Origin of the sequence: Vibrio sp. TRT 29B02 (assembly GCF_050113655.1) — a bacterium.
Lineage (GTDB): Bacteria > Pseudomonadota > Gammaproteobacteria > Enterobacterales > Vibrionaceae > Vibrio.
Map to the genome: position 1 here is coordinate 38,411 of NZ_JBNJOJ010000035.1, position 12,219 is coordinate 50,629.

11 protein-coding genes, 1 tRNA gene and 2 pseudogenes are annotated in these 12,219 nt (G+C 44.4%); 8 read left to right on the forward strand and 6 right to left on the reverse strand.

Annotated elements, in window-relative coordinates; translation table 11 throughout:
- Positions 1 to 91 precede the first annotated feature (91 nt).
- Positions 92 to 2,122: an excinuclease ABC subunit UvrB gene (gene uvrB, locus ACQEXT_RS18300; protein ID WP_426953131.1), complete on the reverse strand. Its 2,031-nt coding sequence runs from the start codon at positions 2,120 to 2,122 to the stop codon at positions 92 to 94.
- Positions 2,123 to 2,659: 537 nt separating this feature from the next.
- On the opposite strand from uvrB, the gene ACQEXT_RS18305 reads away from it, so the two are divergent.
- Both ACQEXT_RS18305 and ACQEXT_RS18310 read left to right on the forward strand, forming a co-directional pair.
- A tRNA-Asn gene (locus tag ACQEXT_RS18305) sits at positions 2,660 to 2,735 on the forward strand.
- A gap of 165 nt (positions 2,736 to 2,900) precedes the next feature.
- Positions 2,901 to 3,092 (forward strand): annotated as a pseudogene (locus ACQEXT_RS18310) (Arm DNA-binding domain-containing protein); the annotation flags it as partial.
- 12 nt (positions 3,093 to 3,104) lie between these two features.
- Here the strand turns inward: ACQEXT_RS18310 and ACQEXT_RS18315 are convergent.
- Positions 3,105 to 3,439: pseudogene (locus ACQEXT_RS18315) on the reverse strand (transposase); the annotation flags it as partial.
- Positions 3,440 to 3,733: 294 nt separating this feature from the next.
- Here ACQEXT_RS18315 and ACQEXT_RS18320 point away from each other — a divergent pair.
- Complete coding sequence (locus tag ACQEXT_RS18320; RefSeq protein WP_426953132.1) at positions 3,734 to 4,600, forward strand: universal stress protein; 867 nt, start codon at positions 3,734 to 3,736, stop codon at positions 4,598 to 4,600.
- A gap of 111 nt (positions 4,601 to 4,711) precedes the next feature.
- On the opposite strand, the gene ACQEXT_RS18325 is transcribed toward ACQEXT_RS18320, so the two are convergent.
- The 3 genes from ACQEXT_RS18325 to ACQEXT_RS18335 form a co-directional block, all read right to left on the reverse strand.
- Positions 4,712 to 5,581 (reverse strand): mechanosensitive ion channel family protein, encoded by an 870-nt coding sequence (locus ACQEXT_RS18325; RefSeq protein ID WP_426953133.1) that lies wholly within the window; start codon positions 5,579 to 5,581, stop codon positions 4,712 to 4,714.
- Between the two features lie 114 nt (positions 5,582 to 5,695).
- Positions 5,696 to 6,151 (reverse strand): bactofilin family protein, encoded by a 456-nt coding sequence (locus ACQEXT_RS18330; RefSeq protein WP_138973620.1) that lies wholly within the window; start codon positions 6,149 to 6,151, stop codon positions 5,696 to 5,698.
- A complete protein-coding gene (locus tag ACQEXT_RS18335) occupies positions 6,037 to 7,035 on the reverse strand; it encodes a M23 family metallopeptidase (RefSeq protein WP_426953134.1) in 999 nt (332 codons plus the stop codon). Before ACQEXT_RS18335 ends, ACQEXT_RS18330 begins: the two co-directional genes overlap by 115 nt.
- A gap of 272 nt (positions 7,036 to 7,307) precedes the next feature.
- Here ACQEXT_RS18335 and ACQEXT_RS18340 point away from each other — a divergent pair, with 272 nt between their 5' ends.
- A complete protein-coding gene (locus tag ACQEXT_RS18340; protein WP_426953135.1) occupies positions 7,308 to 7,640 on the forward strand; it encodes a PBPRA1643 family SWIM/SEC-C metal-binding motif protein in 333 nt (110 codons plus the stop codon).
- Positions 7,641 to 7,837: 197 nt separating this feature from the next.
- On the opposite strand, the gene ACQEXT_RS18345 is transcribed toward ACQEXT_RS18340, so the two are convergent.
- The gene (locus ACQEXT_RS18345; RefSeq protein ID WP_426953136.1) at positions 7,838 to 8,662 is read right to left on the reverse strand and encodes an alpha/beta fold hydrolase; all 825 of its coding nucleotides are present in this window, start codon (positions 8,660 to 8,662) and stop codon (positions 7,838 to 7,840) included.
- 157 nt (positions 8,663 to 8,819) lie between these two features.
- On the opposite strand from ACQEXT_RS18345, the gene ACQEXT_RS18350 reads away from it, so the two are divergent.
- The 4 genes from ACQEXT_RS18350 to rsxC form a co-directional block, all read left to right on the forward strand.
- Positions 8,820 to 8,990 carry a hypothetical protein gene (locus ACQEXT_RS18350; RefSeq protein WP_426953137.1) on the forward strand — a complete coding sequence of 57 codons (171 nt, stop codon included), beginning with the start codon at positions 8,820 to 8,822 and terminating at the stop codon, positions 8,988 to 8,990.
- Between the two features lie 157 nt (positions 8,991 to 9,147).
- The gene (rsxA, locus tag ACQEXT_RS18355) at positions 9,148 to 9,729 is read left to right on the forward strand and encodes an electron transport complex subunit RsxA (RefSeq protein ID WP_006878603.1); all 582 of its coding nucleotides are present in this window, start codon (positions 9,148 to 9,150) and stop codon (positions 9,727 to 9,729) included.
- The gene (gene rsxB / locus ACQEXT_RS18360; protein WP_138973624.1) at positions 9,729 to 10,313 is read left to right on the forward strand and encodes an electron transport complex subunit RsxB; all 585 of its coding nucleotides are present in this window, start codon (positions 9,729 to 9,731) and stop codon (positions 10,311 to 10,313) included. The genes rsxA and rsxB overlap by 1 nt, the downstream gene beginning before the upstream one ends.
- 8 nt (positions 10,314 to 10,321) lie before the next feature.
- Positions 10,322 to 12,219: electron transport complex subunit RsxC (gene rsxC / locus ACQEXT_RS18365; protein ID WP_426953138.1), on the forward strand; the 1,898-nt coding region annotated here is incomplete at its 3' end.

Sequence of the window (12,219 nt, forward strand, 5' to 3'; positions counted from 1 at the left end):
CTGACGTTGTTAGTGAATTTTATATTCACAAATTACAGCCAATAGATTAACGATTTCTATTGGCTATTTTTTTTAGTCCTGCACCAACCAATTAGCTGTTAGTAATAAACTTTTGTCTTAACCGATCTATCTGATCACGCTTCTCCGCCGCCAGTTCAAACTCCAGATCTTGAGCATGTTGATACATCTGTGCTTCAAGCTTCGCGATCTCTTTATCAAGCTGCTGAGGTGTCATTACATCGTAGCTTTGTGAGGACTCAGCCACTTTAGACAACGGCACGGTTTTGCTCACTCGCTGCTTCTTGCTCTTAGCAATATCACCCAGTTCCATAATGTCTTTGACATTACGCTTAAGCGCTTGAGGCTCAATACCCATTTTCTGGTTGTACTCTTGCTGCTTCTCTCGACGACGGTTGGTCTCATCCATCGCCTTTTCCATCGATTTAGTGATCCGATCCGCATACAAAATCGCTTTGCCAGCAACATTTCGCGCTGCACGACCTATGGTCTGAATCAGTGAGCGCTCGGAGCGTAAGAAGCCTTCTTTATCCGCATCTAAAATCGCCACTAAAGAGACTTCAGGCATATCAAGACCTTCTCGCAATAAGTTGATACCGACAAGCACATCAAACTCACCAAGACGTAAATCACGAATGATTTCTACCCGTTCTACAGTATCAATATCTGAGTGAAGGTAGCGAACCTTTACATCATGCTCAGTGAGGTACTCTGTGAGATCCTCAGCCATACGTTTAGTTAACGTCGTCACAAGTACTCGTTCATCCTTGGCTGAACGAATACGAATTTCTGAGAGAAGATCATCAACCTGAGTTGCAACCGGACGAACCTCCAACTCGGGATCAAGCAAACCCGTTGGACGCACTACCTGATCGGCCACTTCGCCATCCGACTTCTCCAGCTCATAGTTACCAGGAGTCGCAGAAACAAAGATAGTTTGGGGAGCCAAAGATTCAAACTCTTCGAACTTCAGTGGGCGGTTGTCCAGTGCGGAAGGTAAACGAAAGCCAAATTCCACCAGCGTTTCTTTTCTAGAGCGATCACCTTTAAACATTGCGCCTATTTGCGGCACAGTCACATGGGACTCATCAATGATGAGCAGGCCATCGTGAGGTAAGTAGTCAAAGAGCGTCGGAGGCGGCTCGCCTTCTTTGCGGCCACTAAGATAACGGGAATAGTTTTCGATACCTGAGCAAAATCCAAGCTCATTCATCATCTCAATGTCAAACTGGGTACGCTGGGAAATACGCTGCTCTTCTAGCAATTTATTATTTTCTAGTAAATATTTTTTGCGCCCTTCCAGCTCGACCTTAATCTCTTCGATGGCATCAAGAATTCGATCTCTCGGCGTAACATAGTGGGTTTTGGGATAGATGGTATATCGCGCTAAGTCACGTTGCTTGATCGCCCCAGTAAGCGGGTCGAAGACACTGATACAGTCAATCTCGTCATCAAACATCTCGATACGCACTGCGTCCTGATCCGATTCTGCCGGAAAAATATCAATCACTTCCCCACGGACTCGAAACTGACCTCGCTCAAATGCGACATCATTACGACTGTACTGAAGCTCCGCTAAACGACGCAGGATATCCCTCTGATCCATCATGTCTCCACGACGAATGTGAAGCATCATCTTTAGATAAGACTCAGGATCACCCAAACCATAGATCGCAGAGACTGATGCTACAATAATGGCATCTTTACGCTCTAACAGCGCTTTTGTTGCTGAGAGACGCATCTGCTCAATATGAGCATTGACGGAAGCATCTTTTTCAATAAACGTATCTGTCGTTGGAACGTAAGCCTCTGGCTGGTAATAATCGTAGTAAGAGACAAAGAACTCAACAGCATTGTTAGGGAAAAAGGATTTCATTTCGCCATACAACTGGGCGGCCAACGTTTTATTCGGAGCAAGTAAAATAGCGGGACGTTGCGCCGTCGCAATAACATTAGCTAACGTAAATGTCTTACCCGACCCTGTCACACCCAGCAAAGTTTGGTGAGCTAAACCCGCATCTAGCCCATCTAGCAACTGGCTGATCGCAGTCGGCTGATCACCAGAAGGCTGATAATCAGACACTAAATCAAATACTTTACTCATGACGCATCTCTGTCCTTGGCTGAGGGAAGGCTTCTATTGTGTCTGTATATATATACAGACTCAAGAGCCGATTATAAAATTAATCGCTGTTTTGCTTAAAGTCGTACCTTATGGCTAGATCATTCACTTCAATCCTGATATTATTCTTCGCCCTGCTAGAGATCTCCCTCTTAAAATCCCGAATAAATACTCACAGCTTATTCACATTTTTCGTCATTTTTGCATTCAATCCACAATCACGGCCGAGATTTTCACGTCGGTAATCTAAGTGAATAAATTCTAAAAATCCTTATTTAGTAAGCCATTAGATCCAATACTCTCTGAGCATCAATTCCATCAAGCTTGCATAAATCTGACTTACTCAAATTTAACACACACACTTATCCACAATTTTGGTGGATAAGTAAATATAGCCCTTGGTGGATAAGGGCTACAGAAAAGTAAAGACTTTTTTCTACATTTTAATTCACTTATTTTGCCGTTTGATAGTTGACACCTGAATAGGTGCTCGCTAACATTCGCAGCGCGAAATGCAATTCCCCCTTAGTTCAGTTGGTAGAACGGCGGACTGTTAATCCGTATGTCGCAGGTTCGAGTCCCGCAGGGGGAGCCAAATTCAAGAAGGAAGACGTCCTAGGACGTCTTTTTTTGTATCTAAACCTAGCTATTTCAAGGGATTGCGTTCTCTTAACGTCTTTTCCTGACTCGTACTGGCTTAGAAGTTTAGGTACACAAATAGGTACATTGTCCGTATGTTCCAATTTACGGTGTACCAATCATGGCAAGAACGACTAAATCTTTAACAGATAAACAAATCTCTAACGCTAAACCACAAAATAAAGAGTACACACTCTTCGATTGTAACGGTCTTCGTCTACGTGTAAAACCAAACGGTACAAAGACATGGCTATTCAACTATACACGTCTACATAACGGTAAACGTGCCAACATGACGTTTGGTAGCTACCCACTACAATTCGACATCGATGGCCAGATGCTGTATCACGCCTCTGGTATTTAAGCTCGACGGCTTATACAGGTGTAGTGTGGGCAAGCAAGCGGGATATTGGCCAGCTTAAATACGAAGTCTAGAAAACCTTGCAGCGCTCTCAATGACAGAGAGAAAACGCGTTTTACCATCAGTGCGGTAGTAATGGTTAGGTCGCTGAATTGACGAGGCCTGCCGCGCTTGTTCTGTTTGCTTTGCTTCCATTCGCTTATAGCTTCTTCATCAATCCAGAAAGTGAGTGAACCACGATTAATTAGGGCTTTGTTGTAGTGTTTCCAGTTAGTTGTTTTGTAACGAGGTTTCGACATGAGACCACAAACTTGAATGAATGTAGTCGATCAGATCGTAAGCTTTTAATTTAGTTCCCGCGATTTACACATCAAAGCCAATATTAAACGTTTCTATATCTTCCCCTATCGTTAGCGGAAAACATGCTTTGCTATTGGTCGAGGTCATGAGGCTAGGTGAAGTATGATATCAATCGGCTGGTCACCAATATTTCTATTGGTGTGCCAATTAAAACTTGACTAAGCTTGGTTACAGGATTAAATCCCTTCTATACAAAGACTTATTGTCGCATTTAATCGCAAATGGATATTGAAATGAATGCAGTCTACCTATTGACCAAGGTCAGTGCCAAACCATCACGTCGGGTGTTAAAGAAAGCGGTTCTTTTTGCTCTGGCATCCAACAAGTCCTTGCGTATCTACGCTGAAGACTACAGGCGCAGTGAGGAGCACACCTTTCTAGACTTTCTCCTTCACTCTGAAGAAAGTTCTGTTCGTTACGATGATTACTTTATGCAGTGGTGTGATTCTGTCTTAGAGCAAATCGAAGAGATTCGAGCAGAGTATGAACTGGCCTCACTCGAAGTAAATTTCGAACTACTTTCGGGCAGTAACTGGGAGAAGCAACTCACTCACCAATGTCAGGGATACAACGATCTGTTTCTTATTGATTACGCCAAAGGCGTACTGGCACCACAGATACTTAGAAAGCTCTCTAGTCAAAGTAACGACATACTACTGCTGACCGAAAAAAAATGGTCACAGAAATTGAAGCTCGCCACCGCTATTGACCCACTTCATCGTGGGGACAAAAACGCCGAAATTGATAAAGCGATTATCAACCGCAGTATAGACATTAGCTCTAGACTCAACGCCAGTACCACCCTCGTCTATTGTCAGTATGTCGCACCTTATCTATATCGTTACTCAAAAGAGATTCTCTCCAACCAAAAGCTAGCGATACAAGAATTTCTCAATCTCAATAAGTTTTATCAGCTTCCTTTACGACTGATTGAAGCGAACCCAGAAGAAGGTTTGCCTAATGCGGTAAACTCACTCGACGCTTCTATTTTGGCAATGGGGGCGTGTAAACGGACCGCGTTGTCTCGCTATTGGTCTGGTAGCACCGTGGATGTTTTGATAGCCAACCCGCCATGTGATTTATTGCTTATCACCAAGTAGACAACCTAAAGCACGATGGCAAAGCCTACGGATTAACCATAGCGATCATTGCTATCAATACGATTAAAAAACGCCAAAAGAGCATGGTAACTCTTTTGGCGTCAACTCCGTTTAGGCTTTTTTCGACTCTCTAACGATGGTGAGGGCACCATCTAGATGTATATCACGTTGTGGGTAAGCGATTGTTATGTCGTGCTGTTTGAACATAGCGTCAATTTCAAAACGAATATCGCTGGTTACTGCCCGAACCCCGCCTTCTACCTGCGAGTTAATCCAGAAAAACGTTTCAAAGACTAATGCGTTGTCTCCAAAATCCTGGAAAAAAACCGCAACTTCAGGGGTTGAAAGTACTTTGGGGTGGTTGATGGTAATATCACGCATTAACTTCTCAACTAACCGAACATCACTTCCGTACGCCACTCCAACAATGACTGAACCTCTTACCAATTTATCCCTAAGAGTCCAGTTAATCACCGTATTTTCAAGCAGTTTACTATTAGGAATCAGCATATGAACCCCATCAACACGTCGAATTCGTGTCGAGCGAGTGTTAATTTGTTCCACTGTTCCTTTTGCCCCTTCAACCTCCAGAAAGTCACCAATACGAATCGGTTTTTCACCTATCAATATCCAGCCACTGATAAAGTTGTTAATGATATTCTGCGCACCAAAACCAAATCCAATCGCTATAGCACCGGAAAGAAAGGCAAATGCGGTGATAGGAATGTTCAGCATTGATAACGTGGTAAGGAAAATAACACCAAGTGCGAAAACAAAGAGCACTCGCTCGATTAAGTGCACTATATTTGGGTCCTTACCCGATGATGTTAGTTTTACGCGAACGCCTTTTATGAGTAACTTAGAGACCCATAAGCTGACCACAACCCAAGTGGGTACCGCCAGAATAGCCCATAGTGTCACGGGTTGATCGTTAAAGGTAAAAAGTGTCATTTCCAACCAAGAAATTACCTTTTCCAACATACTCATCCCTCTTAGTACATCACCTATTTGTTTTGTCGTTATCTATATCATGAACTCATGATTATCGCTGCGGGGTATTGGTATGCGCCATAACAACTTTTGCTTTTGGCGCAATCAAGCACACTGGCCGACAGCTTCTTTGTTATCGTTGCGTTTGTCTTTACTAGCTTGGCTGGTGTTAATCTTTTTTACCGAATCAATGGTGACCACTTCTTCTGCGGTAACGTTTTTCGAGTTACCTAGGAATACACCGCCTTTTTGAATCGTAAACTCTCCCGCAGAAACCTCACCTTCTAGGCGACCGTCACCCAGTATCTCAACACTCTTGGTGTACACTTTGCCACGAAAATGGCCATTAACGACCAAACGATCCGCTTTCACTGAACCTTCAACCGAACCAGTTGCGCTGATAGTCACGGTTTGGTCTGTCTCAATACTGCCTGTGACTCGGCCATCTATTTGGATATTACAAGTAAGTTTGAGTTCTCCGCTGATGTCGGCTCCGTCAGCGATGACAGTCTGTGTGAGGTGGCGATTCGATTCTCTATTTTGTTTACTAAATAATCCCATTCTATGTCCTTATTCGATTCAAAAATCGCGGCAAAGTTATTCATATCCCATTGAGTAAATGGCAGTGGGTCAAGGGCGCGTCCTACCATACGGATCTCATAATGGAGATGGTAGCCAGTCGACAGGCCAGTATTTCCAGACAAACCAATCAGGTCGCCTTTTTTAACGTATTCTCCAGGCTTCACTTTGAAAGCTTTTAAGTGGGAATACGATGACGTAAAACCAAATGAGTGAATGATGCGCAGAAAGTTACCTGAGCCCTGATTACTCTTGCGTGTCAACTCAACAACACCATCAGCAGGTGCGTAAATTGGCGTACCAATGTTGACGGCATAATCTATACCACGGTGCATAGAACGCGTCTTTTTCACTGGATGAGTACGCGTGCCAAATTTAGACGACAGGTAACCAGTTTTGACTGGCTTACCGCTGGGAATTAATTGCAATATCTGGTGACGAGCAGCGGTGCTGAGTGCGGCGAGATCCGCGCGCTCACGTAATTCTAACTCTTCATCCGGCAGTGACATCGCTTTCTCTATTCCACTCAGTTTCTGCTCGACATACACCAGCTCTTTCTTGAGCGACTCAGCATCTTGAAGCTGTTGTTTCAATTGTTGCTCTTTAGCAACCAATTGCTGCTCAAGCCGCTGGGTTTTATCTGCCAACTGCTGCGCTTGATATTGAGAGTCTGCAGCATTAGTTAGTTGTATCACCAGTACAGTGACCAGAGCGCCAAACACCAGCGCAGCGAATAATAGGCTGAGTTTGATGCGACGAATAGTTTGCGGCGATAGGTTTAGGAATTGAGTTCCCGTTACACTAGAGACCGCCACTGTAAAATTACTGGATTTCATAACGTCAAAAATACAAGGGGTTACATTCATTTGTTCTCAAGGCTGGCAATTCTAGCAATCTAATTCCTCTAAATCAGATTGGAAGGGCAAATTCGTTGACTCGATTCCAGTATTATGAAATCCGCTTAATATCAGATTTAAACTTGTCGCCTATTGGCAAGCATAGCTCCGATACTGTGCCAAGTTTATTGCTATACCGCTTTTCTACGACACTAAATTTTCACCAATTTCAGCTTTATCATTTTAATACGATACGTATAATCCCTGCTCAATTTCTTACATACCAAGTAAAGAGTATCTGCATGTCTAAGCTGTTTTTTAAAGGTCGAATCGAAACTCGACAAAATCACGTACTGTCAGGCTACAACGTTAATCGTGCCATCAAAGCAGGTACTGAAGAAGCACCGATCAATATCGTTGTTCCGACAGAGTTACGCAAACAAGAAATCGAGACCATCACTCAGGAGCATTCGATTGTCGCTAACATCACTGTAGATGAAAACCAAGAGGAAAATACGATCGAGCTAGATACGCTCCTGAACAAGGCAAAAACAACGGTTTTTGAAAAAAAACCAAACAGAAACGACCCTTGTAGTTGTGGTAGTGGCAAAAAATACAAGAAGTGCTGCGCTTAGATTGCTAATACCGCCCTCACACGGCGGTATAACGCTTATCAACCTCCAACCTGACCTATTTCGCCCTTACACAACGAACTCTCCTTGGTGTTAACGTGTTTTACAATCACAAAGTAGACCAAGAGCCGCAGGTTAGGTACTCTCGATTCAATGCGTTGCTTTAATGTACATAAAATGAATCCCTCTTAAACTGATCATTATATTTTGAGAGCGTTAGTTATAAATTTATCCACTTCTTCGTAAAACTTAGCTGGTTCATTTTGAACCCAGTGATTAGCCCCTTCGAATGAAACATTATTTAATGTAGATATGAATTTTGTAGCGCGTTCACACCCACTTAGACTCTGTGTCCCCCAAAAATAAACTTTTGGTATCGACAAGTTTTCATAAATTTGCCCCCAACTAACGACCCCACGCATATCTTGTGTTGCGTGCTGAGCATAAATTTCGCTAGCTGTATTACCTAGGGTGACTGGGTCACAACGCCTAACAGATGACAGATACTTAATACCCGCTCCGTGACTCCAAGACATAGAAAAACGTTGTGAAAAGCCTGCACCTTTCACCCACCTAACAAACTCATCACTGCTCAACTCAGCGTATTGTTCAGCAATAATCTGGGACAAAATTATATTTTCTTCGTGTACCCCACCTTCGGCATTAATAAAACCACGTACAATACCTTTCGTATCATATTTGCAAACCAAGGTAGACGTATCGCCTCCCCAAGAGTGTCCAAGAAGAAAACAATCATGAATCTTTAATTGCTCAAGCGCTTTTAATATGCGCTTTGCTTGAGTTTCCGTAGAGTGGGAGGTAACTGAAGCAGGAGAATAACCGTAACCACATAGATCAAACATTATCAGGTTGTAATTCGGCAGCCAGTCGAACGCATCCGCAAAACAGAGATGCGATTCTCCTAAACCGTGAATCAACACAAGCGTTTCTTGAGACTCTTTGAGTTCTGTAGACAAACAATAAAGCTGGTCACCATCGATATCTAACCATTTTTCTTCTAACACATTAGCCTCGTACTTCTAACAACTGAGTTGAGATTTATCATAACCAATTCAGCCCGAAACGAAAGATGGAATTGAAGATAAATATAACGAATGACATGGACTCCCCCTCCCGAGGATCTGCCACGCTTACGTGGTACTTATTCGCGCTGGAGACACCATGTCTGATTATTCTTATTTTGCCATTATCGATGATTTAGCTAAAAACCATTTCAGTATTCATGTCGTTGACTCGAAGCGTGTGGCGGTGCACATTATTGGGCTAGAAGTCAGTCAACAAAACGACCAACGTTTCGACTTAGAGGCCCCCCTTCCCCTAATCACTCTGTAAACTCGATTTTTTGCCTTTACGCCAGCAATTTACCCACAAATGATTCAATATCCCGTATAATTTTTACTCAACAATAGAAAACCTTATCTTTCGTTGGTTGTTATTGGACGAGCAAAGCAGGATAATGTCGGGATCGGAATTTCAACACTATATAATTATGACCGAATATCTTTTGTTGTTGGTTGGCACTGTGCTGGTCAACAACTTTGTACTGGTGAAGTTTCTGGGTTTATGTCCATTCATGGGCGTGTCGAAAAAGCTAGAAACAGCAATTGGAATGGGGTTAGCGACTACGTTCGTTTTAACCTTAGCGTCAGTGTGTGCGTATCTCGTGGAGAGCTACATCCTTGATCCGCTCAATCTTCAATACCTAAGAACCATGAGTTTCATTCTGGTTATTGCAGTCGTTGTGCAGTTCACAGAGATGGTGGTGCACAAAACCAGCCCAACACTTTATCGCCTGCTTGGTATCTTTTTACCCCTAATCACCACCAACTGTGCAGTGTTAGGTGTCGCTCTGTTAAACATCAATGAAAACCACAACTTTATTGAATCGATCATTTACGGCTTTGGTGCTGCGGTTGGTTTCTCACTGGTTCTGATTTTGTTTGCCTCTATGCGTGAGCGAATTGCAGCGGCCGATGTACCTATGCCTTTCAAAGGTGCCTCGATCGCAATGATTACCGCAGGACTGATGTCGCTTGCCTTCATGGGCTTTACAGGTTTGGTGAAGTTGTAATGAGCTCAATATTAATCGCGATTATAGCCATTGCTGTGCTGGCGGCGGTATTTGGTGCCGTGCTTGGTTTTGCTTCGATTCGCTTCAAAGTAGAAGCCGATCCTATTGTCGATCAAATCGATAGCATTCTTCCTCAAACCCAGTGTGGTCAGTGTGGTTACCCTGGCTGTCGCCCTTACGCGGAAGCCATCGCCAATGGTGATGACATCAACAAATGTCCTCCAGGCGGCCAAGCGACAATAGAAAAACTGGCTGATTTAATGGGGGTGGAAGCGACAGACTCTGCTCATGACCTTGAGAACGCGGTAAAAACCGTCGCCTTTATCCATGAAGATATGTGTATCGGCTGTACTAAGTGTATTCAGGCGTGCCCTGTTGACGCGATTGTCGGCGGTACAAAAGCGCTGCACACAGTCATTAAGGATGAATGCACTGGCTGTGACCTTTGTGTCGCACCGTGCCCAACTGACTGTATTGAAATGATCCCAGTAGAAACGACTACAGCGAGCTGGAAGTGGCAGATGGACGCCATTCCTGTTGTTGATATTACCGATTCTGCGCCAGCGCAGAAAAGTGTGAATTAAGGACTGGCATGTTGTCACTAATCGAAAAAATAAAATCAGGTGCACTTTGGAGCTTCCCTGGTGGTGTGCACCCAGCGGAAAACAAAGCTCAATCGGTCTCGCTGCCGCTGAGTCGCGCATCTGTTCCGGCACAAATTATCCTGCCTATCAAACAGCATATCGGTAAGCCGGGCAACCTTGCAGTTGAGGTTGGAGCTAAGGTTCTCAAAGGGCAGCCACTCACCAAGTATGACTCCAGCTTTATGTTACCTGTTCACGCGCCAACCTCAGGTACTGTGGTGGCGATTGAACCACGAACCACCGCGCATCCGTCGGGTTTAAGCGAAGTTTGTATCGTTATCGAACCGGACTTCACAGACCAATGGCACGAACGCGAGGCTTGGCCTGATTTCGCTCAGCGAACGCCAGATGAACTGATTGAAAAGATCCGTCAGGCGGGTGTTTCCGGCATGGGTGGCGCAGGTTTCCCAACGGCTAAGAAAATTCAATCTGGACTTGCTCGTACTGAAATCTTAATCATCAATGCCGCTGAATGTGAACCTTACATTACCGCCGATGATGTACTGATGCGTGAGCATGCAGATGAAATCATCAAAGGCATTGAAATTGTTGAACATATTCTAAAGCCAACACTGACCGTGATCGGGATTGAGGATAATAAACCTCAAGCGGTTGAGGCCCTTCAGCAAGCCGCCGAAGATAAAGATATTGTCATCCGTGTTATTCCGACCAAATACCCTTCTGGTGGTGAGAAACAGTTAATCAAGATTCTGACCAATAAAGAAGTTCCTAATGGTGGTATCCCAGCAGATATCGGTATCTTGGTACAAAACGTAGGTTCACTTCAGGCTATCAAACGAGCCGTTTGTGATGGTGATGCATTGGTTGAGCGTGTAGTGACGTTAACTGGTGATACCTTCAAGCAGCCTAGAAACGTCTGGGCTTTGATTGGAACGCCAGTTCAGGCTTTGTTAGATGAATTTGGCTACAAAGCTGATAAGAAGCTGCCACGCTTGATCATGGGTGGACCGATGATGGGCTTTACCTTGCCTCATGCACAGGTTCCTATCACTAAGACATCGAACTGTATTCTGGCACCAACGCGCAAAGAAATTTCACCAAATCAATATGAGATGGCGTGTATTCGTTGTGGTCAGTGTGCGGAAGCTTGTCCTGCCTCACTTCTTCCTCAGCAATTGGTCTGGCACGCCAAGGCGGAAGAGTACGACAAGTGTGAAGAGCAAAATATTAAGGATTGTATTGAATGTGGTGCTTGTGCTTTTGTCTGCCCAAGTGAAATACCTCTGGTTCAATATTACCGCCAAGCTAAAGCCGAAATTCGTACTCGCAAAGAAGAATCTGAAGCGGCCGAACGCGCCAGAATTCGCTTTGAAGAGAAGAAGGCTCGTCTTGAAAGAGACAAAGCTCAACGTGAAAATCGCTTCAAGAAAGCGGCTGAAGATCGTCGTAAAGAGATGAAAAACAGCGGCGAAGATGATGCCATTGCGGCGGCCATTGCTCGCGTAAAAGCTCAGAAATCTGCTGACGCTGAAGAAGGTCAAGCGGTCAAACCTGCTGTTGCCGCTGCCATTGCCAAAGCGAAAGCTAAGCAAGCTGCCGCCCAACAACAAGGTAAATCTGAGCCAGACAACAGCGAAATGGCAAAACTGCGTGAAGAGCGTAAACGTCAAGCCCGCGAACGCAAAGCCGAGAAATCGCAACACGTCGAGGGCGCATCAGAAGATAAAAAGGATGCCGTTGCGGCCGCTATCGCTCGTGCTAAAGCACGTAAGGCGCAGCAAGACAATGGCGAAGCTGACAAACCTGCGCAAGATGAATCTGCTGATGCTGGCGATGCGAAGAAAGCCGCCGTTGCGGCCGCTATCGCTCGTGCTAAAGCACGTAA

Excerpts from the sequence above, each read along its gene's own strand:
- uvrB (WP_426953131.1), bottom strand. The coding sequence starts at position 2,122 with ATGAGTAAAGTATTTGATTTAGTGTCTGATTATCAGCCTTCTGGTGAT.
- ACQEXT_RS18320 (WP_426953132.1), top strand. The coding sequence starts at position 3,734 with ATGAATGCAGTCTACCTATTGACCAAGGTCAGTGCCAAACCATCACGT.
- ACQEXT_RS18325 (WP_426953133.1), bottom strand. The coding sequence starts at position 5,581 with ATGTTGGAAAAGGTAATTTCTTGGTTGGAAATGACACTTTTTACCTTT.
- ACQEXT_RS18330 (WP_138973620.1), bottom strand. The coding sequence starts at position 6,151 with ATGGGATTATTTAGTAAACAAAATAGAGAATCGAATCGCCACCTCACA.
- ACQEXT_RS18335 (WP_426953134.1), bottom strand. The coding sequence starts at position 7,035 with ATGAATGTAACCCCTTGTATTTTTGACGTTATGAAATCCAGTAATTTT.
- ACQEXT_RS18340 (WP_426953135.1), top strand. The coding sequence starts at position 7,308 with ATGTCTAAGCTGTTTTTTAAAGGTCGAATCGAAACTCGACAAAATCAC.
- ACQEXT_RS18350 (WP_426953137.1), top strand. The coding sequence starts at position 8,820 with ATGTCTGATTATTCTTATTTTGCCATTATCGATGATTTAGCTAAAAAC.
- rsxA (WP_006878603.1), top strand. The coding sequence starts at position 9,148 with ATGACCGAATATCTTTTGTTGTTGGTTGGCACTGTGCTGGTCAACAAC.
- rsxB (WP_138973624.1), top strand. The coding sequence starts at position 9,729 with ATGAGCTCAATATTAATCGCGATTATAGCCATTGCTGTGCTGGCGGCG.